Origin of the sequence: Niveispirillum irakense DSM 11586 (assembly GCF_000429645.1) — a bacterium.
Taxonomy (GTDB): Bacteria; Pseudomonadota; Alphaproteobacteria; order Azospirillales; family Azospirillaceae; genus Niveispirillum; species Niveispirillum irakense.
The window spans coordinates 196429-222249 of record NZ_AUCG01000022.1 but is presented as its reverse complement, the minus strand read 5'-3'; the positions used below and the strand labels follow the sequence as shown (position 1 = coordinate 222249).

The 25821-nt window shown below is 64.8% G+C and carries 23 protein-coding genes; 1 reads left to right on the top strand and 22 read right to left on the bottom strand.

Features of this window, described 5'->3' with window-relative positions:
- Window positions 1-3: 3 nt before the first annotated feature.
- The 10 genes from ccoN to G473_RS0111545 form a co-directional block, all read right to left on the bottom strand.
- Window positions 4-1641: a cytochrome-c oxidase, cbb3-type subunit I gene (ccoN, locus tag G473_RS0111590; protein WP_029013231.1), complete on the bottom strand. Its 1638-nt coding sequence runs from the start codon at window positions 1639-1641 to the stop codon at window positions 4-6.
- 8 nt (window positions 1642-1649) lie between these two features.
- Window positions 1650-3113 carry a catalase gene (locus G473_RS0111585; protein ID WP_029013230.1) on the bottom strand — a complete coding sequence of 488 codons (1464 nt, stop codon included), beginning with the start codon at window positions 3111-3113 and terminating at the stop codon, window positions 1650-1652.
- A 35-nt stretch (window positions 3114-3148) separates the two neighbouring features.
- Window positions 3149-3697: a thioredoxin domain-containing protein gene (locus G473_RS26515; protein ID WP_084438003.1), complete on the bottom strand. Its 549-nt coding sequence runs from the start codon at window positions 3695-3697 to the stop codon at window positions 3149-3151.
- Window positions 3694-4407 carry a glutamine amidotransferase gene (locus tag G473_RS0111575; RefSeq protein ID WP_035706762.1) on the bottom strand — a complete coding sequence of 238 codons (714 nt, stop codon included), beginning with the start codon at window positions 4405-4407 and terminating at the stop codon, window positions 3694-3696. Before G473_RS0111575 ends, G473_RS26515 begins: the two co-directional genes overlap by 4 nt.
- Window positions 4407-5006 (bottom strand): protoglobin domain-containing protein, encoded by a 600-nt coding sequence (locus G473_RS0111570; protein WP_035706759.1) that lies wholly within the window; start codon window positions 5004-5006, stop codon window positions 4407-4409. The genes G473_RS0111575 and G473_RS0111570 overlap by 1 nt, the downstream gene beginning before the upstream one ends.
- Window positions 5007-5225: 219 nt before the next feature.
- Window positions 5226-6092, bottom strand: coding sequence for a helix-turn-helix domain-containing protein (locus G473_RS29250; RefSeq protein ID WP_051330178.1), 867 nt, complete (start codon window positions 6090-6092; stop codon window positions 5226-5228).
- A 20-nt stretch (window positions 6093-6112) separates the two neighbouring features.
- Window positions 6113-6799, bottom strand: a complete 687-nt coding sequence (locus G473_RS0111560) for a type 1 glutamine amidotransferase domain-containing protein (protein ID WP_029013227.1) — start codon at window positions 6797-6799, stop codon at window positions 6113-6115.
- A gap of 14 nt (window positions 6800-6813) precedes the next feature.
- On the bottom strand, window positions 6814-7767 hold the full coding sequence (locus G473_RS0111555) for an MBL fold metallo-hydrolase (protein WP_051330176.1): 954 nt from the start codon (window positions 7765-7767) through the stop codon (window positions 6814-6816).
- Between the two features lie 34 nt (window positions 7768-7801).
- Window positions 7802-8782: an alpha/beta fold hydrolase gene (locus G473_RS0111550; RefSeq protein WP_425411573.1), complete on the bottom strand. Its 981-nt coding sequence runs from the start codon at window positions 8780-8782 to the stop codon at window positions 7802-7804.
- A 159-nt stretch (window positions 8783-8941) separates the two neighbouring features.
- Entirely contained in the window at window positions 8942-9505 is a 564-nt protein-coding gene (locus G473_RS0111545; protein ID WP_029013224.1) for a cysteine hydrolase family protein, read from the bottom strand.
- Between the two features lie 194 nt (window positions 9506-9699).
- Here G473_RS0111545 and G473_RS26505 point away from each other — a divergent pair, with 194 nt between their 5' ends.
- On the top strand, window positions 9700-12528 hold the full coding sequence (locus tag G473_RS26505) for an ATP-binding protein (RefSeq protein ID WP_051330175.1): 2829 nt from the start codon (window positions 9700-9702) through the stop codon (window positions 12526-12528).
- Window positions 12529-12918: 390 nt separating this feature from the next.
- On the opposite strand, the gene G473_RS0111535 is transcribed toward G473_RS26505, so the two are convergent.
- From G473_RS0111535 to G473_RS26475, 12 genes are all read right to left on the bottom strand, one after another.
- Complete coding sequence (locus G473_RS0111535) at window positions 12919-13560, bottom strand: GntR family transcriptional regulator (protein WP_051330174.1); 642 nt, start codon at window positions 13558-13560, stop codon at window positions 12919-12921.
- Window positions 13561-13649: 89 nt separating this feature from the next.
- Window positions 13650-14525 carry a proline iminopeptidase-family hydrolase gene (locus G473_RS0111530; RefSeq protein WP_051330173.1) on the bottom strand — a complete coding sequence of 292 codons (876 nt, stop codon included), beginning with the start codon at window positions 14523-14525 and terminating at the stop codon, window positions 13650-13652.
- Between the two features lie 3 nt (window positions 14526-14528).
- On the bottom strand, window positions 14529-15356 hold the full coding sequence (locus G473_RS0111525) for a carbon-nitrogen hydrolase family protein (RefSeq protein ID WP_029013221.1): 828 nt from the start codon (window positions 15354-15356) through the stop codon (window positions 14529-14531).
- A gap of 11 nt (window positions 15357-15367) precedes the next feature.
- Window positions 15368-17320 carry a PepSY domain-containing protein gene (locus G473_RS29245; RefSeq protein WP_051330172.1) on the bottom strand — a complete coding sequence of 651 codons (1953 nt, stop codon included), beginning with the start codon at window positions 17318-17320 and terminating at the stop codon, window positions 15368-15370.
- Window positions 17317-17982: an RraA family protein gene (locus G473_RS0111515; RefSeq protein ID WP_029013220.1), complete on the bottom strand. Its 666-nt coding sequence runs from the start codon at window positions 17980-17982 to the stop codon at window positions 17317-17319. Before G473_RS0111515 ends, G473_RS29245 begins: the two co-directional genes overlap by 4 nt.
- Window positions 17885-18712 carry an ethanolamine ammonia-lyase subunit EutC gene (eutC, locus tag G473_RS26495; protein WP_084437997.1) on the bottom strand — a complete coding sequence of 276 codons (828 nt, stop codon included), beginning with the start codon at window positions 18710-18712 and terminating at the stop codon, window positions 17885-17887. The genes G473_RS0111515 and eutC overlap by 98 nt, the downstream gene beginning before the upstream one ends.
- Entirely contained in the window at window positions 18709-20106 is a 1398-nt protein-coding gene (locus tag G473_RS0111505; protein ID WP_035706756.1) for an ethanolamine ammonia-lyase subunit EutB, read from the bottom strand. Before G473_RS0111505 ends, eutC begins: the two co-directional genes overlap by 4 nt.
- 5 nt (window positions 20107-20111) lie before the next feature.
- Window positions 20112-21200, bottom strand: a complete 1089-nt coding sequence (locus tag G473_RS26490) for an ABC transporter ATP-binding protein (protein ID WP_051330171.1) — start codon at window positions 21198-21200, stop codon at window positions 20112-20114.
- The gene (locus tag G473_RS0111495) at window positions 21193-22899 is read right to left on the bottom strand and encodes an ABC transporter permease (RefSeq protein ID WP_161630976.1); all 1707 of its coding nucleotides are present in this window, start codon (window positions 22897-22899) and stop codon (window positions 21193-21195) included. Before G473_RS0111495 ends, G473_RS26490 begins: the two co-directional genes overlap by 8 nt.
- 117 nt (window positions 22900-23016) lie before the next feature.
- Window positions 23017-24138, bottom strand: coding sequence for an ABC transporter substrate-binding protein (locus G473_RS29240; RefSeq protein ID WP_051330170.1), 1122 nt, complete (start codon window positions 24136-24138; stop codon window positions 23017-23019).
- Window positions 24139-24149: 11 nt separating this feature from the next.
- Window positions 24150-24914 (bottom strand): HpcH/HpaI aldolase family protein, encoded by a 765-nt coding sequence (locus G473_RS0111485; protein ID WP_029013217.1) that lies wholly within the window; start codon window positions 24912-24914, stop codon window positions 24150-24152.
- Window positions 24901-25758, bottom strand: coding sequence for an alpha/beta hydrolase (locus G473_RS26475; RefSeq protein ID WP_210163298.1), 858 nt, complete (start codon window positions 25756-25758; stop codon window positions 24901-24903). Before G473_RS26475 ends, G473_RS0111485 begins: the two co-directional genes overlap by 14 nt.
- Window positions 25759-25821 lie beyond the last annotated feature (63 nt).

Genomic DNA, 25821 nt, shown 5'->3' with positions numbered 1-25821 from the left:
GGCTCACTCCCCCGCCAGGACGGACAGCGGCTGGTCGATGCCGGCCGGTTGTGATGCAGAGGATGGTCCTTTGATGGTCATCCAGACATTCCAGGCGCCGATGGCGGCGCCGGCCAGGAACAGCGCCCCGCCCACCGCGCGGGCGATGTAATAGGGATGCATGGCCACCAGGCTGTCGACGAAGGAATAGGCCAGAGTGCCGCCCGTATCATAGGTGCGCCACATCAGGCCCTGGATGACGCCGGAATTCCACATGGCGAAGACGTAAATCAGGGTACCGGCCAGGGCCAGCCAGAAATGCGCCTCCACTGCCCAGGCCGAATGCATCCGCTCCCGCCCCCACAAGGCCGGTGTCAGGCTGTAAAGCGCGCCGAAGCTGATCAGCGCCACCCAGCCCAGGGCGCCGGCATGCACATGGCCCACGGTCCAGTCGGTATAATGCGACAGGGAGTTCACGGCGCGGATGGCCATGAACGAGCCTTCGAACGTGGTCAGGCCATAGAAGATGGCTGCCACCATCATGAAGCGCAGGGTGGCGTCGTCACGCACCTTGTGCCAGGCGCCATTCAAGGTTAGTAGCGCATTGGCCGCCGACCCCCAGGAAGGGATCAGCAAGATCAGCGAGAAGGTCATGCCCAGTGTCTGCACCCAATGCGGCAGGGCTGTGTAATGCAGATGGTGGGAACCCGCCCACATATACATGAAGGTGATGCCCCAGAAGCTGATGATCGACATGCGGTAGCTGAAGATCGGTCGCTGGGCGCGCACGGGCAGGTAATAATACATCATGCCCAGGAAGCCGGCGGTCAGGAAGAAGGCCACGGCATTGTGCCCGTACCACCATTGCGTCATCGCATCCTGCACGCCGGCAAAGGCCGAATAGGCGCGGCTGTGGTTCCAGGCCACGGGCATGGCCAGGTTGTTGATGATATGGAGCATGGCCACGACGACGATGAAGGCCAGATAGTACCAGTTGGCCACATAGATATGCGGCTCCCGCCGCCGCGCCAGGGTGCGGATATAGAGCACCAGATAGGTCACCCACACCACGCAGAGCCAGAGATCGACATACCATTCCGGCTCGGCATATTCCTTGGACTGGGTGATGCCCAGCGGATATCCCGTCACCGCCAGCAGGCAGAACAGGTTGTACCCTAGCAGCACGAACCAGGGGCTGAACTGCCCGGCCAGCCGGGTGCGGCAGGTGCGCTGCACCACGTGATAGGACGTGGTGATCAGTGCATTGCCGCCGAAACCGAAGATCACGGCGGTGGTATGGATGGGCCGGATGCGTCCGAAACTGGCCCAGGCCGCGTCGAAGGTCAGTTGCGGATAGGCCAGCATCCAGGCCACCCAGTCACCGATCGCCAGCCCGAACAGGGCCCAACCCATGGTCAGCACGATGCCCACCCGGCTGGGATCGTCGTAATATTCGGCCAGCCGTCCAGGATGCGGTTCCGGTGCATGCAGGCTGGACAGAATCAGGAAACCCAGGCCCATGGCGAACACCAGGACCAGAGCGCCATGCAGGGCGAACAGGTCGTCATTGGCGCCGGCGGCCATCACCAGCCCGCACAAGGACAGCAGGCCAAGGATGAGAAGGGAGAGCTGCCGCTCGGCGCGGGTAAGTTGTGCGACCATAGGTTTCCTCATTCCGCGACGTGCGCGCGAACGTCAAGGCCAAGGGCTTTGGCCACTCCCGCGCCATAGGCGGGGTCGGCCTTCATGCAATTTTCAATATGGCGGCGCTGGATATGGGGTGCGGCACCGCCAAGGGAGCGGGCTGTATTGTCATACAAAACCTGCCGTTGCGCTAGGCCCATCAAGCGAAAAAGATCGCCTGGCTGCTGCCAATGATCATCGGCCACCCTATGATCCCAGTGGGTTGCCGGCCCGTCCAGCGGCAGGGGCGGTTCCTTGGCATCCGGGTGGTCTCCCCAATGGCCCAGGCTGTTGGGGAAATATGTCAGCGTGCCGCCCAGATTGCCGTCGGTGCGCATGGCCCCGTCGCGATGATAGCTGTGGAACGGGCATTTCGGCGCGTTGACGGGGATGTGGTTGAAATTCACCCCCAGCCGGTAACGCTGCGCATCTCCATAGGAGAACAGGCGGGCCTGCAGCATGCGGTCCGGCGAAAAACCGATGCCCGGCACGATATTGGCGGGGGAGAAGGCGGATTGCTCCACCTCTGCGAACACATTCTCCGGATTGCGGTTCAGTTCCAGCGTGCCGACCTCGATCAGCGGATATTCGCCATGTGGCCAGACCTTGGTCAGGTCGAACGGGTCGTGGTAATGGGCAGCCGCCTGCGCCTCGCTCATCACCTGGATGGCCAGTGTCCAGCGCGGAAAATCTCCGGCTTCGATGCTGTTGAACAGGTCGCGCTGATGGGTTTCGCGGTCCTTGCCGATGGCGCTCTCGGATTCCGCATCGCTCAGGTTGTCGATGCCCTGCTGGCTGCGGAAATGGAACTTCACCCACACCCGCTCGTTCGCCGCGTTGATCATGCTGAAAGTGTGGCTGCCGAAGCCATGCATGTGGCGATAGGTGCGGGGGATGCCGCGGTCGGACATGACGATGGTGACCTGATGCAGCGCCTCGGGCAGCAGGGTCCAGAAATCCCAGTTATTGTCAGCACTGCGCATGCCGGTGCGCGGGTCACGCTTGACGGCATGGTTCAGGTCGGGAAAGCGCAGCGGGTCGCGGAAGAAGAACACCGGCGTGTTGTTGCCGACCACATCCCAATTGCCTTCCTCAGTATAGAACTTGACCGCGAACCCGCGGATGTCGCGTTCCGCATCCGCCGCCCCGCGTTCCCCGGCCACCGTGGAAAAGCGCAGGAAGACCGGCGTCTGCTTGCCCACTTCGGCGAAGATCTTCGCTTTGCTGTAGCGGCTGATATCCTGGGTCACGGTGAAGGTGCCATAGGCGCCGGAGCCCTTGGCATGCATGCGCCGCTCCGGGATCACCTCCCGGTCGAAATGGGCCAGCTTCTCGATCAGCCAGATATCCTGCAACAAAGCCGGCCCGCGCCGGCCCGCCGTCTGGATGTTCAGATTGTCGGCGACGGGCGCGCCGGTGGCGTGGGTCAGGGTCGGGGGCGGCTTGCTCATGACGGGGCTCCTTGATCGAGGCTTGATCGGGATTGTCAGGGGGCGTGGCAGAATTCATCTGTACAGGCGTCGGTGTCGGTTATGCCGGCTGCGTTCATGGCGGTTCTGAACGGCTTCTCGGCGATGGCAGCGGCGATCATGGCGCCCACAGCCATGTCATCTTCCTGGCCGAAGCCATGGTGGCGGATGCGACCGTCGCGACCGATCAACACGGATGAGGGCGTGCCGCGCAGGCCCAGGCGGCGCATGGTCACCGGCGTCGGGATGCCGTCGCCCGGCTGATCCACGGCAATGGGCATGGTCAGGCGAAATTCGTGGATATATGCATCTAGCGCGGCCGGCCCCATGGCATCGTGATGTTCGAACACCGTGTGCAGGCCGATGACGGCCAGGTCGCTGTCGCCGAACATCATGTGCGCCTTCTGCGCCTGCGGCGTGCCATGGATGACGCAGCCGGGGCAGAGCATCTGGAACGCATGGATCAGCACGGGCCGGCCACGCAGGCCCGCCAGGGTAAGGGGTTTTTGTGTATTGAACCAGCGGGTTACCGCCAGTTCCGGTGCCAGGGGGGCTTCCTTCATCATTTCCAATTCCCGGATGTTTGCAGGTCCGACAGCCATTCCCTGAACAGGGCCGCGCCGGCCTTCTTGACGGGTTCGCCATGGGTACGGCTGTCGGCCCGCAAGGTGCGGGGGTCCAGCCCGACCGTCGCGATCTCGTTCGCATGGCCGATCAGCCAGCGTTCGATCTCATCCGCATCGACCTCGCCATGGAATTGCAGGCCCAACATGGCGGGTCCATGCATGAAGGCCTGGTGGGCACAGAGCGTCGTGCTGGCCAGATTCACCGCCCCGTCCGGCAGGTCGAACGTGTCGCCATGCCAGTGCAGGACGGCCACGCCGTCCAGATGGCGCAAGGGGCTGTTGCGGCCCGCATCGGTCAGGTCCAAGGCTGCCCAGCCGATCTCCTTGCCGGGTCCCGGATAGACCCGCGCACCCAGTGCCTGTGCCATCATCTGCGCGCCCAGACAGATGCCCAATGTGGGAAGCCCCGCCGCCAGCCGCCTCTCCAGCAGCCACATCTCCTCCCCCAGGAACGGATAGCGGGCGACCTCATAGGCGCCGATAGGACCGCCCAGCATGATCAGCAGGTCGGCTCCCAGCGGATCGACGGCCCAGATGTCATCGATGCCCGCATCGACGATGCGCGTGGTGAAGCCATGCTCGTCCAGCACCGGGGATAATATCCCCGGATGCTCGAACGCCACATGGCGGATGGCAAGGCAGTCGGGCATCAGAAATCGCCCGGCTTGATATAGGGATGGCTCCATAGGATTACTTGCAGAACCACCGCCTTGGTCCAGGCGGCGTGCATCTTGCGCACGTCTTCCGAACTGGCATTGGCCTTGGCCAGGAACGGTTCGATCGTGGAACAGATCGGCACGATGAAAGCGATCAGGTACCGCAGGTGGATATGATCGACCGAGGCGGCATTGTCGGTCTTGTTTTTGGCTGCCCGTGTATGGCGCACGCCTATTTCATGCTGATAGTTCAGCCAGTCCTGGCTGTAATCAGCATTGGTCGTGTCCTTGATCCACTGCCCGAACCGGGCGCGTACACGCCCTAGATAATCCATGTTGGGTGTGGCATCGGCCTTGTTGGTGAAATAATGCAGCAGGTGGGGATGGCTGCCGACAAAGCCGTACCAGACATCCAGGATGGCATCGGTCTGCGGTACCAGCACCTCGCCTGCCTTGCGCAGCGCATGCGCATCCTCATCGGTGAAAAGAAGGGTCTGCTTCAGCAGGGCCAACTCGGCCGACGAGACCGGGGAGGGGGGAAGCGACGGGTCGCCCAACCGGTATCCGGGGATTGCGGATTGATAAGCGGACATGGGATCTCCTTCAGGTCTGAGAAGGTCTAGGCAGGTTCGAGAGCGGAAATGCCGCCCACCTGCGGGCAAAGGGGTGGCGTTGCGGGAAGGCGGCCGGGATCTGGCAGTCTTTCCGATGCGGGCGGTACGGGGATCAGCTTGGGTCTGTTACTTGGGCGCGGTCTTGACGCTTATTGCGGCAGGCAACGGATATTGCGGTGAACTTCAGGCTGTACGCCTTTACTCCCGCCGTCGCAGACGCCATGCGGTGGGCGACAAGCCGGTTCCAATACGGAAACTCCGGGCAAATTGCGTCGATCCGGCAAAGCCCACCGCCATGGCCACATCGGTAATGCTGAAGCGAGTGTCGGCCAGCAATTCTTTGGCTCGCTCGATCCGCAAAGCGGTAACCCAGCGATGGGGGGGCATGCCCGTGCTCTGTTTGAAGGCGCGGCAGAAATGCCAGGGGGTCAGATCGGCCAACGCGGCCAGTTGCACCAGCCCGATTTCCTCGTGCAGATGATCCCGGATAAAGGCGGTGACGCGGTTATATTGGTGCGGGGACAAGCCCCCCCGCGGAACCCCTTGTGTCACCTGCTGGCGGCGCTGCCATTGCAGCAGTTCGATGGCCAGCGCGCAGCCCAGTGTTTCGCCGTAAAGACGGCCCAGGGGGCGCGGCGCGGTCAACGCCGCCTCAAACTTGCGGGCCGTGGCCATCAGGTTGGCGTCCGTGGCGGCCAGGCGTGGCGCGATCTCTTTCAGATCCAGGTCGGGATGCAATACTCCTGAACGTGGGTCCAGATAGATCTGCACGAAACGTTGCGCCGTCGCGGGTACGGAGAAACCTTCAAACCGGGCTCCCGCCGGGATGATGTGGAAATGGTTGGCGATTTCGATGAAGCGGGTGGCCTTTTCCCCATCGACGCTGACCACGCTGTCCTTGCGCCGGCCCGACAGACCGAAACAGAGATACAGTGCCGGCCCGTTGAAACGGAAATCATAGGCCCGACCGTCCGCCGTGTTCAGCAGTTCGGCGGACACGCCGGTCCAGTCCGCGCGCAGGCTGGGCATCACATGGTCCTGGCGGATTTGCAAGGCGGGCAGCATCTCTCGATCTCCTTCCAACATCATGGACCGTTGCGGAGCGCCAGAGCGAACAGGATGCTGGCCGTCATATCTGCTGATGCCGGGTTTCCTCCCGTCACCAGCGACCCATGGACCACCAGATGCGGCTCCCCCGCGGCACCCGGCATGGCGTGCGCTCCCAGATCGGTCAGCAGGGCACCCAATGGCTTGCCTCCAGCCAGAAGGGTTCCACCACCATCCATCATCGTCAAGCACCGCCCGGCGACATAGGGTGTGCCGTCTGGCTTATGGACACCAAGCAAGGCTGCCGGCGCTTCTGAGACGAAACCCATGGGTTTGCCGTTGGCGGCGAAGGCGCTGATCAGGGCGATGGAGTGGCTGTTCATTGCCAGATCGCCCAGCAGTCCCGGCCCGCCCGGAAAAAACAAACCATCAAAATCGTCCCCATGCACCTGTTCCAGGCACAGCGTGTCGGCCAGTGCGTCGCGCGCCTCCCGATCCGCCAGGAACCGCCGCGTGGCGTCTGACCGCCCCCCCAGCACATCGCCCACTGGATCGACTGGTGGGGGACCGCCCAGGGGGGAAGCGAGCGCCACCTCTGATCCGGCATCGGTAAGCGTTGTCCAGGCCGCAGCAAATTCCGATAACCGGAAACCGGTGGGCGGACCAATCCAGGCCAGCCGGTCGCAGGAAGTGAGGATGATGAGGATGCGGGGCGTCATCATCATCTTTTCCCCTTCCGTCAAGCCAGGGCTACATGGCGATAAGCGGTGCCGTACCGTTCGGCGATGGCGAAGCCGGGAGGGGTCCAGTGATAGCCCAGCATGCGCAGTTTTTCTGCCGCCGCCCGGTCAATCAGGCGGCGGCGCGTGGCGGCCCCCTGCTCCTGGTCGGTATCGAAGCCGAACCGCCAGTCTGGATGTTCAAAGGAGGCGATGACATTGGTGATGGCGTCGCCGGTGATCAGCAACCCGTCATCCCCGGCCAGTTCCAGGGAAATATGGCCCGGCGTATGGCCCGGTGTGGACAGCACGCGCAAGCCCGGTACCACCTCGTCCCCCTCCCTCAGCCGGACGAGCCGGTCGGCCACTGCCCCCAGGTCGCGGCGGGCACCGGGCACGAAATTGCGCAATCCCGGATATCGGGCATCCGGGTCCGGCCCCATCCAGAAATCCCATTCCGCTGCCGAAACATGATAGGTGGCGTTGGGAAAGGACAGGCCCCCGCCCGGCAGCAGCACGCCGCCGGAATGGTCAGGATGGGCATGGGTCAGCACGACATGGGTGATGGCACTCGGATCGACACCCGCGGCCCGCAGATTATCGCGCAGCCGCCCGGCGGTGGGCTGAAACTTGTCCCCCGACCCGGTATCGACCAGGATCAGCGCCTTTTCTGCCCGGATCAGGGGGATGTTGACGGGAATGTCGGCGGTGCCCTGTCGTCCGCCCAGCCGCCGGACGATGTCCGCGCGTTCGACCGGGCTGGCATCGGGAGCGATGATCACATCGGGCAGGGTGATGAACCCGTCGCTGAAGATGTCGATCTGGAATTCCCCATGCCCGAACCGGTTTGGTGGGGCCGCCACGCTAAGCCCGGTATCCAGCGCACCCGCCGTCACCGTCAGTGCGGCCGCACCTGCCAGGAAGGCGCGGCGTGCGATCGGGAGCGGTTCGGGGTCAAAGGCGTGACGCAGCATGGCAACCTCCACCGTTTCGGGAAACGCGTAACCATCAATCCTTGAAGTAGGCGAGCAGGTCGGCGTTGATCGTGTCGGCCTGGGTCGTGGCCATGCCGTGGTCGAAGCCCTTGTAGACTTTCAAAGTCCCCTTCTTCAGCAGCTTGATGCCCAGAAGCGCGCTGTCGGCGATGGGCACGATCTGATCGTCATCGCCATGCATCAGCAGGACCGGCACGTCGATCTTCTTCAGATCCTCGGTGAAGTCGGTCTCCGAGAAGGCCTTGATGCAATCATACTGGGCCTTGATGCCGCCCATCATGCCCTGGCGCCACCAATTATCGATCACCCCCTGGGAAACCTTGGCGCCCGGCCGGTTGTAGCCATAGAAGGGGCCTGCCGGCACATCCTTGTAGAATTGCGCGCGGTTGGCGGCTACGGCGGCGCGGAAACTGTCGAACACTTCCAGCGGCAGCCCGCCGGGGTTCTTGTCGGATTTCACCATGATGGGCGGCACGGCGCCGATCAGGACCGCCTTTTTCACCCGGCCGGGCTCGGCCCGGGCGACATAGCGGGCCACCTCGCCGCCACCGGTGGAATGGCCGACATGGATGGCGCCCTTCAGGTCCAGGGCAGCGGCCAGCGCCTTCACATCCTCGGCATAGGTATCCATTTCGTTGCCGGTATCGGTCTGGCTGGAGCGGCCGTGGCCGCGACGGTCATGGGCGATGACGCGGAAGCCCTTGCCCAGGAAGAACAGCATCTGCGCCTCCCAATCATCGGCGGACAGCGGCCAGCCATGGTGGAAGACGATGGCCTGTGCATCGCGCGGACCCCAGTCCTTGTAGAAGATCTCGGTACCGTCCTTGGTCTTGATCGTGCTCATGATGCGTTTTCCTTCAACGGCTGTGGCGGCGTGCGCCGACGCCAGGGGGAAGAGGGAGGGGGAGAACAGGCCGGCAGCGTACAGGCCGATCCCGCCGGCCAGCATGTCGCGGCGGGTGGTGCTGACGGCACGGGTCATCATGCTTTTCATGACAGGCTCCGAATGTCCGATGGGACCGGCGTTGTCGCCGGGGGGGGCCGAAATGCTCGACCCGAAAGCCAGCACAGAATGCCCCCTTGTTGGCCATCGACCAATTATTCGGACATTTCAGGCTGCTAACACGTTGGTATGAGATTATTAACCATCATGTCAGACGGCTGCGCCGCGGCTTCCCAGATAGTCCTCGGTGGACAATAGCGTCGCATAGGCAAAGCCTAGGGCCGCCATGAACGCGGCATGGGCATGGGCCGCGGGCACAGTGGTTTTGCCGAAGGTAAGATCACGGGAGGCGCAGGCATCATGGATCACCGTCACCTTATAACCAAAATCGGCCGCTGCCCGGGTGCAGGCATCGACGCACATATGGCTCATGGCACCGCAGATCACGACTTCTTCCACGCCGCGCGCATCCAGCAGTTCCTTCAGATCGGTGTCCCGGAAAGAGTTGATCTGGTGTTTCAGGACGACGGGTTCGTCGGTGTGGTTGGCGACGACGGGATGGATTTCCGATCCTTTGCTGCCCGGCACGAAGAAGGGCGCGTCGGTGGTGGGGAACTCATGGCGGATATGGATCACCGGCTCCCCTGCGGCCCGTGCGGCGGCGATCAGGCGGGCGGCGTTGGCAGCGGCCTCCTCCACCCCGCTCAAGGTCCATTTCCCACCGGGAAAATAGTCGTTTTGCAGATCAATGACGATCAAAGCGCGCTTGGCCATTTTGATATCCTTCCAGGATGCGGTGTATCCGTCTGGAAACATCATGGCGCAGTCCGGGCTGTTTCGCCCGTAAAGGGCTGTAAATATCTGTAGTGTTTCGCAACCTTTCGTTAACCGTGGCGGGGTTGACGCCGTTGCCATTTGTGATGCAGTGCAAACGGACCGCTGGTGGGGCAGCGCCGTTGGAGGGGGGGATGGAGCCGCAGGGCCTGTCGTTCGGAGAGTTCAAGCTCTTGCCGGAGCGGCGTCTGCTGCTGCGCGACGGCTGCCCGGTACGTTTGGGCAGCCGTGCCTTCGACCTGCTGATCACCCTTGCGACGCGACCGGGAGAGGTTGTGGCGAAGGAGGAATTGATCGCCCGCACATGGCCCGGCACGTTTGTCGATGAAGCCAATCTGCGTGTCCATATCGGGGCCCTGCGCAAGTCGCTGGGGGATGATCCTGCTGGGGGCCGTTACATCACCAACGTGCCGGGTCGCGGCTATTGCTTTGTGGCGCCCGTCCGGGGCATGGCCGACCAACGGCCGCCACCGCCTGCCATGCCTGTGGCGGCGTCTCCCGTTTCAGGAAATCTGCCGGTCTCCGTCACCCGTCTGGTTGGCCGGCAGGAGGTGGTGGATAATCTTGTCACCCTGCTGTCGCATCAGCGTCTTGTGACCATCGTAGGCCCCGGCGGGATGGGCAAGACCACCGTGGCTGTGGCCGTCTCCAGGCGTGCGGCCAAGCTGGACGCCGTCTTGTTCGTCGATCTGGCGCCGGTGGCGGAACCTACGGCGGTTGCCGGGGCGTTGGCGACGCTCCTGGGGCTGACAGACCGGTCGGTTGATCTGGCCGGCAATCTGGTGGAGCAGTTGCGCAACCGCGCATTGCTGCTGGTGCTGGATAATTGCGAGCATGTGATCGAGGGGGCGGCCGCCCTGGCGGAGATGCTGCTGTGCGGGGTGCCGACTCTCACCATCCTGGCCACCAGCCGGGAGCCGCTGCGCGCCGCTGGGGAATGGGTGCAGAGGTTGCTGCCACTGGATGTGCCACCGGAGGGAGGCATCCTGGCGGCGGACGCCATGGCTTACGCCGCGGTGCAATTATTTGTGGAGCGGGCCTCGGCCTGCCTGGGCGGGTATGTCCTGAACGATACCGATGCGCCCGCGGTTGCAGAGATCTGCCGGCGGCTGGACGGTATCGCGCTCGCTATCGAGTTGGCGGCGGGCCACCTGGATACCACAAGCATCGCGGGCCTGGCGGCGTCGCTGGATGACTGTTTCCGGGTGCTGACGCGTGGACGCCGCACGGCGTTGCCCCGCCACCAGACGCTGCGCGCCACTCTCGACTGGAGCTACCGCACGCTGCCGGCGGTCGGGCAACGATTGCTGCGGCACCTGTCCGTGTTCAACGGGGTATTCACAGCGGCGCTGATAGCCGCCATCCTGCCTCCCGTTGAGGAGATGGAGATCAACGAGGCCTTGGCCGAGCTGGCGGCCAAGTCCCTGCTGACCGTGGAGCGGGGACCAGCGCAGGCACGCTACCGGCTTCTCGACACGACCAGGGCTTACGCGCGAACGAAGCTGGAAGCGGCGGGCGAGGCGGATGCCATGCGCCGGCGGCACGCGACCCATTACCGGGCCGTGTTTGAACAGGCCGAGGCAGAGTGGGAGACGAAACCCACCCCGGTCTGGCTGTCGACCTATATCGGCCATGTGGATAATCTGCGGGCGGCGCTGGACTGGGCCTTTTCGTCCGATGGCGATCCATCCATCGGCATCGGCATCACGGTCGCCGCCGTGCCCTTCTGGTTTGCGCTGCTTCAGGTCGAGGAATGCCATGCCCGTGTACATCGGGCCCTGGAGTTGCTGGAAATTCCGATCCATCGGAACGAGCGGCAGCGCATGAAGCTCTACGCGGCGCTGGGATGGCAGCAGATGCGGGCCAACACAATCCAACCCCATGGCGCCGAGGCCTGGCATCGCACACTGGATATTGCCACCCGATTGAATGATGCCGATTATCAATCCCGGGCCCTTTGGGCCCTGTGGGTGGACCGCACCAATGACGGACAGCCCAGGGCGGCGCTGGCCATGGCCGAACGGTTCGCCATGCTGGCGGCGCAACAGCAGGATGAGGCGGATATCGCCATCGCCGACCGCATGCGGGCCAGATCCTTGTTGTTCCAGGGGCGTTTCGCAGAAGCGCGCGCCAGTATCAACAGCATGCTGGAACGGTATACGCCACCCGTAAACCGCGCCCACACGGTGCGATTTCAGTATGAGCAACGCAGCGTGGCCAGGATCACTCTGGCTCGCCTGCTCTGGATGCAGGGGCATCCCGCCGAAGCCTTGCAGGAGGTCGAGGCCACCATCGCGGAAGTGACAGAGATGGGGCACGAACTGACCCTGGCGCATGTCCTGTCGGATGCGGCCTGTGCCATTGCGTTGTTGAACGACGATCTGGAGAAAGCCAGCCGGTTCATCGGCCTGCTGCACCATCTGACCAAGGTCCATTCTCTGGATGTCTGGAACACGTATGCCGACGGGTTTGCCGGCGAACTGCTGATCCGGCGGGGCGAGGTTGCGGACGGCCTCGCCCTGGTTGAAAGTGCGCTGGAACGGCTACGGCGAACTCGCTTTGTCCTTTATGAGACAGACTTGGTTCTGGCTCAGGCCCGCGGCCTGCATTTGAGAGGCCGATCAGTTGACGCGTTGACGGTCATTGATGCGGCGCTGGATCGTTGCGCCCGTTCGGGTGAGGCGTGGTATTTAGCCGAACTGCACCGCGAACGCGGTGAACTCTTGTTTGCCCTGGCCGACCTCGTGGAAGCAGAAGCGGCCTTGAACAACGCAATGAATATCGCCAAGGAACAGCATGCCCTCTGCTGGCAGGCGCGGGCGATAACCAGCCTTGCTCGCTTCCGCAGGTACCAGGGGCGGGAGCAGGGCGCTCAAGAATTTCTGCAACGGGCGTCTGACATAGTGGCCGAACAGAGGGAAAGCGTTGGTGCAGTCAAAGGGGGCGCCCACTGGCTTGAATGACAAGTCCGAGAGCTTTGTTTTTGTTTGATAGATTGCGCCTTCGCAGACGGCCACGGCTCTCCATTCTGGCCGCAATCACAGACCCATCCCCGCTGTCCCCTCGTTAGCGTAGAGCCCGCGGTGCCCGCGCCAGGGGCCCCCACTTTGTTCCGGCCCTTCGCTTTGCTCAGATGGCGCTGGTCACTTTTGCGGTCTCTGACACCGGACACACCCATTCCTCGACAAAGCGCGCAGGGTAGTGGGTCTTGTCTCCTTCCATATAGGTAAGCTCGAGGAGCTTTTCCGGGGGGACGGGGCAGGTGGCACCAAAATGTAACCCAATCTGGCGCGCTGATCGTGAGGTGCCGAGGTAAGCATTGGAGAACCGACGGGAAGGCAATGTGCCCGCGGTCAACCCTCTCGCCAACGGTTCAGGTGCCGTTCAATGCTCTGCACCAGACCATCGACATTGCGGGTACGGATCATATCCACCATTTCCCCATGGTCGCGGTTGGACCGCTGAATGGCCGATGTGGCACGCCAGCCGCGCACGCCGGGCAATCCGCGATGGCGCAACGCCTTGATCTCCTCCATCAGCACGCGATTGCCGCAGATGGCGTAAAGCCGGTCATGGAACTTGGCATTCAGGGCGCGCAACAGGGGAAGGTCCGCGTCTTCCATGTTGGCGTCGAACTCCGCCACGATCTGATCCAGTTCCGCCACATCCGCATCTGTCGCCCGTTCCACCACGCGCCGCGCAGCCGCAACCTCCAGCACGGTGCGCGCTTCGATCAGTTCCTCCCGGTCCTGCTGAGACAGGCTGGCGACGCGGTAGCCGCGATTGGGCACATGTTCCAGCAATTGCCGCGTCTTCAGGTCCAGCAAGGCCATTCTGACATCGAAACGATGGGCGTCGTAATTCGTTTCGATATCAGTTTGCTTCAGCCATTCCCCCGGCCGGAAAACCCCACCCAGCAGGTCCGCTTCCAGCCGGCTGACCAAGCTGGCGGGTTCGGCTTGTTTTTCGCGGGGGTTTTCCGTGATGGTTGCCATGGTTGCGGTAGCCAATTTGTTATCTGATTTCTGCACAACATATTAGCAGACCGCCAATCTAATCGCCAAGAGCCGGTTGTCCCATCACCTCAAACCGCAACCGCTGCCAGGAATGCCTCCAGTTCGGTGAAATAGGCGTCAGACTCCTCATAAAACGGCATGTGGGAGCTGTTTTCGAAAATGCGGATACGGCTGTCGGGCAAAGCCATATGCATACGCAGGGAGCAGGCGGGCGTCAGTTCGTCATGCGCGCCGGCAAGGACAAGGCATGGCACTTTGATGCTCCCCATGGTGGGCACACGGTTCCAATCCTTCATATTACCGGTATAGGTGAATTCATTGGGGCCCTGCATGGTGACATAGGGTCCCATGTTCCAATCGGCCAGCGATGCAGTCAGCGGCTCCGGCCACGTCCGCAGCCGGCAGACATGGCGATAATTCAGCAAGGTGACGGCGGCCTGATATTCCGGATGGTCCAGGGTTCCCGCCGCCTCATGCGCCACCATCATCGTCACCGTTTCCGACCCCAGCGCCAGACGCAGGCGGTTCAGTTCGCCCACCAGATGCGGGATGTCGCAGGCCCCGTCGGCGATGATGTAGGAACGCACGGCCTCAGGATATGTCAGGCAATATTCGGTGCCGAGCCAAGTCCCCCAGGAATGGCCAAGGAAATCCACCGGCCCCAGGTCCAGCGCGCGGCGAACCTGTTCGGCTTCATCGACATAGCGTTCCAGGGTCCAGAGGCCGGGATCGGTGGGCCGGTCGCTGGCCCCACACCCCAACTGGTCCCAGCCCACGATGCGATAGCCCTTCTCCGCCAGTCGCAGATGCGGTTCGCGCAGGTAACGGTTGGGCAGGCCAGGGCCGCCATTGGCCAGGAACAGGGTGCGGTCCCCCTCGCCATGGAGATAGGCCACGACCTCATGGCCTTCGCGCAAGGTGATGCGGCGGGTGATGGTCAGCATGGGTCAGGCTCCGATCCGGAACGGGTTGTTGGTGACGGGCGACGGGATGGCGGCGCGGAAGGCGGCGACCTGTTCCAGGTCCAAACTGGCCGACAGCACGCCCGGTTCATCACCCAGCCGGCCCAGGACGCGGCCCCAGGGATCGATGATCAGGCTTTGGCCGTGTGACCGGCGGCCAGGGTAATTGTCCCCGCACTGCGCCGGGGCCAGCACAAAACAGCCGGTTTCGATGGCCCGCGCCCGCAACAGCACCTCCCAATGCAATGGCCCGGTCATGGAGCTGAACGCGGCGGGGACGGTGATGATCTGTGCCCCTGTCTGCGCCAGCGCGCGGTGCAGGTGCGGGAACCGCACATCATAGCAGATGGCCATGCCGATCCGGGCGCCGTCCGGCCCGTCCGCCACCACGGCCCGGTCACCGGGGCGGTAGAAATCGCTCTCGCGGAAGCGCGATCCGTCGGGCAGGTCGACATCGAACAGGTGGATCTTGTCATAGCGGGCATTGATGGCGCCATCCGGCCCGATCAGCGCCGACCGGTTGGCCATGCGCCCATCGGCCAGCTTCACCGACACCGACCCGGCCAGCAGCCAGACCGACAATTCCTGCGCCAGTTTTGACAGCAGAATCAGGGCGGGATGGTCATCCTCCGGCAGCGCATAATCGCGCAGCGCTGCGAAGGACGGGTTCAGATAATCAAACGCTTCCGGCAGACAGATCAGCCGCGCCCCGCCCGCCGCCGCCTGGCGGATCAGCGGCGTGACGGCGGCAAGGTTATGGTGCGGATCGGAGGTCGCGGTGCTTTGCACACAGGCGACGGGAAGCGTGGTCATCGCAGGCTCCTTCAGGAGGGCAGGGACAGATGCAGCACACCGCCTTCATCGGCGGCGCGGGAACAGCAGGCGGTCATGCGGCCGGCCTTGTGATCTTCGGGCGTCAGAATGCTGTCGCGGTGATCGACGGTGCCGGATCGCACGGTCACCACGCATTGCCCGCACAGGCCCCGGCGGCAGGAATGGGGAACGGGGATGCCTTCGGCCAGAAGCCGGTCGAGCAGGCTTTCCCCGTCGGCCACCGCAATGGTTTTCCCATTCAGGATCGCGGTGAAGGCGGGGCCGGTCGGGGTGGCGGGGGCAAACGCCTCCCAATGCAGCCGGTCGGGCGACCAGCCCAAGGTGCGGGCCGTATCCAGGGCCGCCCGCATGAAGCTATCGGGGCCGCAGGTGTAAAGATGTGTGCCGGGCGCCTGTGCCGTCAGCAGGGCGGCAAGGTCGATGCGCCCGTCGGTGGCGCTTTCATGCCAGCGGACAGACGGGGCCAGGGGTGTGGCCGTGACCGCTGTTGCCAACGGCCGGGCGGCCCGGTCCCGGGCACAGACCAGCAGCGTGAAGGGGCGTCCCCGTTCCCACAAGTTCCACGCCATGGACAGAAGCGGCGTGATGCCGATGCCGCCGGCCAGCAGCAGGACGGGGCCGTCACCGGTCCCCAGCGGGAAATGGGCGCGGGGGCGGCCCAGGTGCAGGGCCGTGCCCACCGTCAGATGCGTATGGATCCAGGCCGACCCGCCGGCCGAGACATCCGACAGCCGCACCGCGATCCGCCAGGACAGGCGACGTCCCGGCCGTCCGCACAGGCTATATTGCCGGACCAGCCCATTGGGCAGATGCACATCTACATGATCCCCCGCCCCGAAGCGGGGCAGCGGCAGGCCGAGCCGGTGGCGCAGGGTGATGTGCAGCACGCCGGTGCCATCGCGCGACAGGTCCGACACACGCAGGAGCATGGTCCCCAGCCCCCGCCGCCGTGACCAGAGGAACAGGCCTGTGGCCAGAAATCCCGGCAGCGACAGGCCGGCCAGCAGCATCAGGATGGTGTTCGCCGGTCCCAGCAGGCTGCCCGTATGCAGCGGATAGAACAGGTCCATGAACCGGTCCGCCGGCGCCCGGTCCGCCGCGCGGCGGGTGCCCAGCATTGTGCCGTCATAGCCATCAAACCAGAATTGTTCATAGTCGGGGCTGTCGGCCCGGCCCAGCATGACCATCACCACCCGCCCATGCCCGCCGGGCAGGCGGATGCTGCTGGGTGCCTCTCCCACCGCCTTGTCCAGGATCACCGACAGGGGTAGCAGGGGAGTGTCCGGGCGTGGCGCCACCTGGGGCGACGGGCGTGGAGTGACGGGCAATACCGCCGTCACCGTCGGGTTCCACGCCATGCCAATGCCGGTGAGGGACAACAACACCAGAACGGGGACAAGGTACAGGCCGGCAGCACGATGCAGGTCGCGCCAGCGGCGCAGGTGGGGGGTGGGCCAACCGGGGCGCAACAGCCCCCGCCACCCGTCCCGTCGGGCGGTCCGCAGCAGCATGCACAGGCCCATCAGGCACAGGGCCAGCAACGCCACGCCGATCCAGCCCACGGCCTGCTTTCCGGGGGTTCCGGCGGCCAGCCGGTAGTGGAACTGGAACAGCCATTCCATCGGCCAGTCGCCCAGCGCTGCCAGCCGCAGCACCTGCCCGCCGCCCGCCGTGGCCATGAACGGGTCGCCGTTGCAGGACAGGTGGAAGAACAACGGGTCCGTGGCGCGGTCGGGCAGGTCGATGCGGTTGATGGCGCAGCCGGTGGCGCGCATGGCATCAACATTGGCATCCAGGGCCGGCTGCGCGGGGGGGAAGGCGGCGGGATGCAGCAGGTGGTTGATTGGCTGCCGGAACAGCAGCAGCGTACCCCCCAACCCCTGGACCGCGATGAACAGCCCCAGGAACAACCCGACCCAGCGATGCCAGCCCAGGAATGTCATGCTGCACCGGCCCGCCGGATCAGATCGGACGCGCCGGAAATATCGGCCAGCCTTTCACCCGCCGCCAGCCGGGCCAGCACCTGCTTCTCCCGTTCCTGAAGCCCGATGGCCCGGTCGGCGGCGGTTTCGGCCTGATCGGGAGGCAGAACGATGGCCCCGCTTTCATCGGCCAGGATCAGGTCGCCGGGATTGATGGCCACGCCCCCCACGCTGACCGGCACATTCATGGCGCTGTCGAGCGGCAGGAACTTCGTCGTCAGGGCGGACGGCCCCCGGCACCAGACGGGCAGGCCCGCCTTTACAATCTCCCCAAAATCGGTGGCGGGGCCGTCGATGACGATGCCCGCGATGCCGGCCAGCCGCGCGGCGTTGGTCGTCACCCCGCCCCAGCAGGCATGGCGCGTGTCCCCGCACCGGTCAACAACCAGCACATCGCCGGGCCGCGCACTGCTGACGGCATGGTGCAGCAGGGTACTGTCGGGGCCGGCGATGCGTACCGTCACGGCCGGCCCCGCGATGCGTGCCCAGGGCAGGACAAGACGGATGGCGGGATCGATGAAGCCGTCATGGCGGAAATGCCCCACCGTCGCCGTCTCCACCTGCAACAGCTTGTCCAGCAGAGGGCCGGGCGGGATCGGCGGCATGGGATTGATGGTGAACATGGGGCCTGTCCTTTGTGGGGGCGGCATCCTTCAGCGCGATGCCGGTGGCGCCGATCCGCCGTCCCTCCATCAGCAGCCAGGCCAGTTTTTCGCCGGCCTGCGCGATGGAAAGCCCGTGCGGCGGGCGGATGTTGGAAACACAGTTACGCTCGCTGTCCATCCGGCCGGGCCGGGGATCGATGGTCAGATAGGCGCCCAGGCTGTCGGCCGCCGACAGGCCTGGCCGTTCCCCGATCAGCATCAGGGCGAAGCGTGCACCCATGGCGGCGGCGATGGGGTCGCCCAGTGCCACCCGCGCCTGCTGTGCCAGCACCAGCGGCGCCAGGGACCAGCCGGGCAGCCGGCGGCGCAGATCCAGCGCCAGGGCGGCGCCATGGGCCTGCGCCGCGCGGGAAGACAGCCCGTCACCGATGATGATCGACAGGTCGAACGGGCCGGAGGGCAGGTCCGCCGCCCCCGCCAGGTTACGTCCCAGGTCGGGGCGGCGCAGATAGGTGGCGCGGTCGGGCGCCTGGCTGTGGACCATGCACACTGGCCAGCCATCCACCTTTGCCGTCACCGCATCCGTATCCAGCGGTGTCCAGACCGCGTCGCGGGCACGGGCATGCCCCAGATCGAAGGACAGGCAGGCGCGGGTGGGCAGGGCGTGGCCGGCACGGCCCAGGCCGATCCGGGCCTGGGTGGCGGCCCGCAGCCGGGCCAGCGGATCGTCGGCGGGCACCTGGCTCATGGCGTCATGAACCTCTGGTCGGCGATGGCGCGGGCCAGCGGCAGGGTGGCGATATCGCGCGGCGCCACGCGGCCGTGCGTATCCAGCATGCCCATATTGCCCAGCCAGGCCTCGAACTCCGGTGCGGGACGCACACCCAGCACATCGCGGACATAAAGCGCGTCGTGGAACGATGTGCTCTGGTAATTCAGCATGATGTCATCGGCACCCGGCACACCGATGACAAAGGACACGCCCGCGACACCCAGCAGGGTCAGCAGATTGTCCATGTCGTTCTGGTCGGCCTCGGCATGGTTAGTGTAGCAGACATCCACCCCCATCGGCAGGCCCAGCAGCTTGCCCGTGAAGTGATCCTCCAACCCCGCACGGATGATCTGCCGCCCGTCATAAAGATATTCGGGCCCGATGAAGCCGACGACGCTGTTGACCAGCAGCGGATTGAAGGCCCGTGCCACGGCCTGGGCCCGCACCTCCAGCGTCTGCTGGTCAACGCCGTGATGGGCGCCGGCGGACAGGGCGCTGCCCTGGCCGGTTTCGAAATACATCACATCCTGGCCGATGCTGCCGCGTTTCAGCGACAGGGCGGCGTCATGCGCCTCTGCCAGCAGGGCAAGGTCGATGCCGAAGCCGCGATTGGCCCCCTCGGTCCCCGCCACCGACTGGAACACCAGATCGACGGGGGCGCCGCGTTCGATGGCCTGAAGGGAATTGGTGACATGGGTCAGCACGCAGCTTTGCGTGGGGATCGCGTAACGCAGCCGCAGATCGTCGATCAGGTGCAGCAGGGTGATGGCGCCATCCACATTGTCGGTGGCCGGGTTGATGCCGATGACGGCATCACCGCTTCCATGCAGCAACCCGTCCAGGATGGAGGCCGCGATACCCGCCGGATCGTCGGTCGGGTGGTTGGGCTGCAACCGCACCGCCAGCCGCCCGCGCAGACCGATGGAAGTACGAAACCGGCTGACCACGCGCGCCTTGCGCGCTACGGCGATCAAATCCTGGTTGCGCATCAGCTTGGACAAGGCGGCCACCATTTCCGCCGTCAGGCCGGGGGAGAGTGCCGACAATTCCCGCGCCCGCACCTTGTCGTTCAACAACCAGTCGCGGAATTCCCCCACCGTCAGGCTGGCCACGGGGGCGAAGGCGGCGGGGTCGTGCCTGTCGATGATCAGGCGGGTGACCTCGTCATCCTCATACGGCACGACCGTCTCAGACAGGAAGGTCTTCAGCGGCAGGTCGGCCAGGATGTGACGGGCGGCTACCCGCGCCTCCTCGCTTTGCGCTGCGATGCCGGCCAACTGGTCCCCCGACCGCAGCGGCGTGGCCGCCGCCAACAGCGCCTTCAGGTCGGGGAAGCAATGGCGGGTGCCGGCCAGATCGATCCGGTACATGGGGATCAGGCCCGGACCAGCAGCGTGTCATCGACGGAAAAGCGCAGCCAGGCATGATCGCCTTCCACCCTTGTCTCCGTCTCCGCCATCAGCACCAGCCCATGGCCGCAATCCAGCGTATAGAGCAGGCGGGCCCCCAGATAGGCGCGTTCCAGGATACGGCCGGCCAGGATGTTGATATCAGGGCCGGGCAGGGGTGGTTCCGCCGACAGGCCGATATGTTCGGGCCGCACCGTCAGCAGGCTGTCGGCGGGCGGGGCGGATATGTCGGGCCAAAGTGCGGTCAGGATATCGCCGCCCGCCAGCTTCACCTTGGCCGTGCCGGCGGCGGCGTTGCGGTCCACCACCTCACCGGGCAGGAAATTGCTGGCGCCGACAAAATCGGCGACGAAGGCGTTGGCGGGCCGGCGATAGATTTCCTCCGGCGTGCCCAGTTGCGACACACGGCCCTTTTCCATCACCACGATCCGGTCGGACAGCGCCAGGGCCTCGGACTGGTCATGGGTGACGTATAGCGTGGTCAGGCCCAACTGGCGCTGCAACTGCTTCAGCCAGGATCGCGCCTTGATGCGCAGCTTGGCATCCAGGTTGGACAAGGGCTCATCCAGCAGCAACAGGGAGGGGCGGAAGACCAGGGTGCGGGCCAGGGCCACGCGCTGCTGCTGCCCGCCCGACAATTCGTGCGGATAACGATCGATGAAGGCGCCCATTTCCACCAAGGCCAGCGCCTCCTCGATCCGCGCCTCCTGTTCCTTCTTGCCCACCTTGCGCAGGCGCAGGGGGAACGCCAGGTTCTGGCGCACATTCATGTGCGGCCACAGGGCATAGGATTGGAAGACCAGCCCCAGATTGCGCTTTTCCGGCGGCAGGTCCAGGCCCGTGGCCCCGTTATAGAAATCGCGCCCGCCCACCGTGATGCGCCCGCCGGACGGGCTGTCCAGCCCGGCGATGGCGAACAGGGTCGTGGACTTGCCGCAGCCCGACGGGCCCAGCAGGGTCAGGAATTCCCCGTCCGGGACATGCAGGCTGACCTCATGCAGGGCCTGCACCGGGCCGTAATGCTTGTTCAGACGATCGACGACAACCTCAGACATCTTTGTTGGTCCTCAAGCTGCGGCGCGCCAGCGTCACGAACAGGGCCGTGATGGCGAGCTGAATGACGGAGAGCGCTGCGACCGGTCCCGTGCTGCCATTGGTCCAGAAGGTCAGCATCGTCGTGCCGATGATTTCTGCCCCGGGTGCGAACAGGAAAACGGCGGCGGCATATTCTTTCAAAAAGGACAGGAACAGCAGCACGTAGGCGGAAAACAGCGCCGGCTTCATCAGGGGGAAAATGATCAGGCGGACCGTGGTCCACCAGTCGGCCCCGGCCGACCGCGCCCCCTGGTCCAGTTCGCGGCCGATCTGGTGCAAGGTGGGCGACAGGGCGCCGAAGGCCATGGGAATGCCGCGCATGGTGAAGGCCAGCATCAGCAGCCAGATCGTGCCTTGCAGCACATGGGCAAAGGGTAAAAGCAGCATGGCCCAGAACATGCCGATGCCGGCGATGATGCCCGGCATGGCGCGGGGATAAAGCGCTACGAATTCCAGGGCGCGGCGGAAGCGGAAATCCGACCGGTGCGCCACCAGGGCCACCAGGGCCACGAACAGGGTGGCCAGCGCGCCACCGAAACTGGCGATGATCACCGAATTGACGATGGAGCGGCGATAGGCCTCGTACCCGAACAGAACCTCGAAATGGTCCAGCGTCAGCAGGTCGAAAGGCGACATCAGGGGGGTGAGGAAACTGGTGACCGAGCGCAGCACGATCCCGGCCAGCGGCAGCAGCAGGACAAGCGCCGTATAAAGGCACATCAATGCGCAGACGACCCAGCCGACCCGGCCGATGGGCGCCAGCTTGGGCCGCTGGGCCTTGCCGCGTACCGTGACGAAACGCTTGGACTGGCGCAGCAGGAGGCCCTGGATCACCAGCAGAACGGAGATCACGACCAGCAGCAGGGTCGCCGCCGCCCCGATCAGCCCGTAATCCGGGGTGATGGCGCCCAGACCCTCCATATAGAGGAAGGTGGTGAAGAACTCCAACCCCACCGGCTTGCCGAAGACCAGGGGAACGGCCAGCATCTCCAGCGAACCGATGAAGGTCAGCAAGGCGGCATAGATGATGGATGGCCTCATCAGGGGCAGGGACACGGACCAGAGTGCCCGTAAAGGGCCGGCGCCCACTGAACGGGCCGCATCCTCCAGCGTGGCGTCGGCCATGCGGGCCGACGAGGAGCAGAACAGATAGACCACGGGCGCCTGTGAGGTGCCGGCCAGCAGCCCCATGCCCAGGATCGTATACATGTCCCACAGCGGCACGCCGGCCAGCCGTTCCACCGCCAGGGTGATATAGCCGGAAGGGCCGTACAGGATGAACCAGGCGAAGGCCAGGACCAGTTGCGACACATACATGGGCCAGAGGGTCAGGTTGCGCAGCAAACCGCGCCCCGGCATGTCGGTGCGTTCCAGGAACAGCGCAAAACTCACGCCCAGAACCGTCGCGATCAGCGTGGACAGCAGTGCCAGCAGCACCGAATTGCCCAGCGCCTCGTGAAAGCGGGGATTGCCGAACAGCCTTATGTAATTATCCAGGCTGAACAGCGGCGCCGCCTCATAGAGCGGGCGGTCCAGCAGCGACTGCCACAGCACGGGCACCAGCGGCCCCAGCACCAGGGCCAGCGTCGCCAGCGCCGCCGCCGCCTGGATCAGCAGCGCCCGGTCGGGCCGGAAAAATCGGGATTGGGGTTCCGCCATGGACATGGGCCGATCCGGTCCTTGATGTCAGGGGGTTGGAAAACGGCATATCGCCGATAATGCTGTTTCTTGCTTCCGCCCGCCTTCGTGGGAAAGCAGATAAGCAAAGGAAAGCCCTTACCGCCGCACCTTGAAGGTCGCGTTCCAGCGGGCGATGAAGTCCTGGTAATGGTCCAGCATGGTGGGGTCGTAGCCGACATGGACGATATTCTGTTCGCCCCCCAGCCGCCGTACCAGACCATCATAGGTCAGGTACGGCACCTCATCGGCGCGCACGTCGGCCCGATAGGGCATCAGCCCGCCCTGGGAAGCCGCCACCTGTCCGTCATGCGACAGCAGGTAATCCAGCATCAGCCGGGCGCTGGCGGGGCTGCGGCTGCCGGCTGTGACCGCCATGCCGCGCGGCACCAGCACCGTACCGTCCTTATCCAGGGTCCAGTCCACAATCTCCGACCTTCCCTTGGTCGCCATCTGCGGCCAGACGGTGACGGCCGAGACGTTGAAGCCGACCAGATATTCGCCGGTCGTCACCTTCTCCATCATCGCCGCCCCGCCGCTTTCCACCCGCACCGCCGGCGACAGGCGCTGCATCAGGTCCCAGCCGCCGGGACGGCCGCTGGTGATGGCGGCCCAGTGGACGGCGTAGGCCAGCGCATGGGCAGCGGCGTCATAGGTGGTGACACGCTTGCGGAACTTCAGCGGGTTTTCCGTCGCCAGGGCCACCAGCCGGTTCAACCCGTCGGGATACTGGTCGGGCTTTAGCAGAAGCTTGTTGTAGATCATCACCATCGGGTCGGCCGACAGGGTGTAGAGGCCGGGCAGGGGCCGGCTCCAGGCGGGCAGGCTGGCTTCTTCCCGGCTGACATGGGCGCCGATGCCGCCCTTGGCAGCAAAGCGCATCCAGGCATCGGGCGCGCTGGACACGATAAGGTCGGCCGACGGCCGGCTGACGGAGGTTTCGGCATAATAACGCTCGAACACTTCCGATGGGCCCATGTCCAGGCAATTGACCTTGATCCAGGGATAGAGCGCATTGAACCCGCGCAGCAGCGGCCGCCAGTTATACTCGGCCATGATCGAGTAGATCAGCAACCCGTTTTCCGTCTTTGATGCGGCGACTAGATCATCGGCACGGGCGGCGGTGGGCAGGAGGGCGGCGGCGGCAAGGCCGGACAGCACTCGGCGGCGCGACACGGGACAGGAGGGGGAAAGGGTGGTGGGTGATCGGTCCTGCTTCATCTTTTCCCCCCTTAACCCGTCTGGCCCAGGGCCAGCCCCGCGCCCCGGCGCAGAAAGGTGACATCGGCACCCAGGGTGGCGAAGCCGTAGCCACGGTCAAACATCACCTCTGACGGCAGGCCGGGCAGGGTCGTTCCCCCCAGCGCCAGCCCCGCCTCCAGAATGCGCCGTTCCGCCGCGTCCAGAACAGCCTTGAATGCAGGATCATCATATTGACCGGGTACACCGGCACTGATCGACAGGTCCAGCGGACCGATGAACAGCATGTCGAGACCGGGCACCTTGGCCATTTCCGGGATGGCGTCTACACCCGCCACGCTTTCGATCATGCCGATGGTCAGGGTTTCCGCCTCCCCGAACTTCGCCACCTCCCCGCTCCAGGCGCCCCAGCCGGCGGCGCGGGAGACGGTGTAATGCGCCCCCCTGATGCCGTGCGGCGGATAGCGGGTGGCCCGCACCAGACGGTCGGCGGCATCGGCACTGTCCAGATTGGCGGCCAGCAACCCCTCCACCCCCGCATCCAGCAGGTGCCGGACGGGGGCGGGGTGGTTGTCGGACAGGCGGGCCAGGACGGTGGTGCCGGTGCCCGCCATGGCCCGCATCTGGTGGATGGCGGTTTCAAGGCCACCCGGCGAATGTTCATGGTCGATGATCAGGGCATCGAAACCGAGCGGCGCCAGGGCTTCCGTTACGGCGGGGCTGCCCATGAACAGCCAGGCTCCCCGCGTGCGTTGCTTTTCCCGCAGCAGGCGTTTCAGGCGATTAGGTCTGAACATCGCTGTCGCCCTCCGCCGCTAAACCGTTCAGGAAAGTGATGGCCGCCGCGACCAGCGCGTCGCGGGAATGGCGCACCCCGTCCAGAACATCCAGCCGCACATTCATGCTATTTTCCCGCAGGTTGCCGGCCAGCGTGTGTATACGATCCACCCGTGTCACCCCGGCATCGTTGGCGCCTTCCATCCAATGGCGGGAACCGGGGGCATGGGTGATTTCCCAGGTGTCGGTATCATCTGACCCTACGGCCAGATGCACCCGGACCTGCCGCATTGCATCCAGGTCCAGCGGTACGCCGAACCGTTGCTCCATATCGGCCACGCCTACCCACCAGCGATGGTTGGTATCCAGCAAAGTGGGCGATCCTGGCGCCCCGACCGACACGGCACGCAGCCGGCCAGGATGCAGATAAAGGAAGCGGTGGGCAAAATGCGCCCCGCCGGAGAAACCGAACAGGTCGAACCGCTCGGCTTCCACGCCATAGCGCGCCGCGACTTCCGCTACCATGTCCAACAGTAGATGGTCGAAGCGGATGCCCTGGTAGGCAATGTATTTGTAATTGTCCCGTTCCAGCGGCTCGCCGATCCCGCAAGGGAATAACGGGGCTAGAATGACGCTGCCCGTCGCCTCCGCATAGGGGATAAACAGGTCCCGTAGCGCCTGATTGCCGCGATCCGTGCCATGGATTACGGCCAGGATGCGCCCGCCGACCGGGTTTTCCACCAGCCGGGAGGGCACATAAAGGCAGTAGGAGAAACGTTGGTCGATACGACAGGCCGTTGCCGGCGTCCTGCCGATATCATAGGGCGTAAAGCCCCGTTCCGCGCCGTTTACGGGCAGAGTCATTCTTGTCATCCATGTCGGGAGGGATCGGCCCGATGCAGGCGTGCAGCGAACGCCGCTGCCAGA

What these genes read in the sequence shown, in the direction of transcription:
- ccoN (WP_029013231.1), bottom strand. Translation starts at nt 1,641, where the DNA reads ATGGTCGCACAACTTACCCGCGCCGAGCGGCAGCTCTCCCTTCTCATC.
- G473_RS0111585 (WP_029013230.1), bottom strand. Translation starts at nt 3,113, where the DNA reads ATGAGCAAGCCGCCCCCGACCCTGACCCACGCCACCGGCGCGCCCGTC.
- G473_RS26515 (WP_084438003.1), bottom strand. Translation starts at nt 3,697, where the DNA reads ATGATGAAGGAAGCCCCCCTGGCACCGGAACTGGCGGTAACCCGCTGG.
- G473_RS0111575 (WP_035706762.1), bottom strand. Translation starts at nt 4,407, where the DNA reads ATGCCCGACTGCCTTGCCATCCGCCATGTGGCGTTCGAGCATCCGGGG.
- G473_RS0111570 (WP_035706759.1), bottom strand. Translation starts at nt 5,006, where the DNA reads ATGTCCGCTTATCAATCCGCAATCCCCGGATACCGGTTGGGCGACCCG.
- G473_RS29250 (WP_051330178.1), bottom strand. Translation starts at nt 6,092, where the DNA reads ATGCTGCCCGCCTTGCAAATCCGCCAGGACCATGTGATGCCCAGCCTG.
- G473_RS0111560 (WP_029013227.1), bottom strand. Translation starts at nt 6,799, where the DNA reads ATGATGATGACGCCCCGCATCCTCATCATCCTCACTTCCTGCGACCGG.
- G473_RS0111555 (WP_051330176.1), bottom strand. Translation starts at nt 7,767, where the DNA reads ATGCTGCGTCACGCCTTTGACCCCGAACCGCTCCCGATCGCACGCCGC.
- G473_RS0111550 (WP_425411573.1), bottom strand. Translation starts at nt 8,782, where the DNA reads ATGAAAAGCATGATGACCCGTGCCGTCAGCACCACCCGCCGCGACATG.
- G473_RS0111545 (WP_029013224.1), bottom strand. Translation starts at nt 9,505, where the DNA reads ATGGCCAAGCGCGCTTTGATCGTCATTGATCTGCAAAACGACTATTTT.
- G473_RS26505 (WP_051330175.1), top strand. Translation starts at nt 9,700, where the DNA reads ATGGAGCCGCAGGGCCTGTCGTTCGGAGAGTTCAAGCTCTTGCCGGAG.
- G473_RS0111535 (WP_051330174.1), bottom strand. Translation starts at nt 13,560, where the DNA reads ATGGCAACCATCACGGAAAACCCCCGCGAAAAACAAGCCGAACCCGCC.
- G473_RS0111530 (WP_051330173.1), bottom strand. Translation starts at nt 14,525, where the DNA reads ATGCTGACCATCACCCGCCGCATCACCTTGCGCGAAGGCCATGAGGTC.
- G473_RS0111525 (WP_029013221.1), bottom strand. Translation starts at nt 15,356, where the DNA reads ATGACCACGCTTCCCGTCGCCTGTGTGCAAAGCACCGCGACCTCCGAT.
- G473_RS29245 (WP_051330172.1), bottom strand. Translation starts at nt 17,320, where the DNA reads ATGACATTCCTGGGCTGGCATCGCTGGGTCGGGTTGTTCCTGGGGCTG.
- G473_RS0111515 (WP_029013220.1), bottom strand. Translation starts at nt 17,982, where the DNA reads ATGTTCACCATCAATCCCATGCCGCCGATCCCGCCCGGCCCTCTGCTG.
- eutC (WP_084437997.1), bottom strand. Translation starts at nt 18,712, where the DNA reads ATGAGCCAGGTGCCCGCCGACGATCCGCTGGCCCGGCTGCGGGCCGCC.
- G473_RS0111505 (WP_035706756.1), bottom strand. Translation starts at nt 20,106, where the DNA reads ATGTACCGGATCGATCTGGCCGGCACCCGCCATTGCTTCCCCGACCTG.
- G473_RS26490 (WP_051330171.1), bottom strand. Translation starts at nt 21,200, where the DNA reads ATGTCTGAGGTTGTCGTCGATCGTCTGAACAAGCATTACGGCCCGGTG.
- G473_RS0111495 (WP_161630976.1), bottom strand. Translation starts at nt 22,899, where the DNA reads ATGGCGGAACCCCAATCCCGATTTTTCCGGCCCGACCGGGCGCTGCTG.
- G473_RS29240 (WP_051330170.1), bottom strand. Translation starts at nt 24,138, where the DNA reads ATGAAGCAGGACCGATCACCCACCACCCTTTCCCCCTCCTGTCCCGTG.
- G473_RS0111485 (WP_029013217.1), bottom strand. Translation starts at nt 24,914, where the DNA reads ATGTTCAGACCTAATCGCCTGAAACGCCTGCTGCGGGAAAAGCAACGC.
- G473_RS26475 (WP_210163298.1), bottom strand. Translation starts at nt 25,758, where the DNA reads ATGACTCTGCCCGTAAACGGCGCGGAACGGGGCTTTACGCCCTATGAT.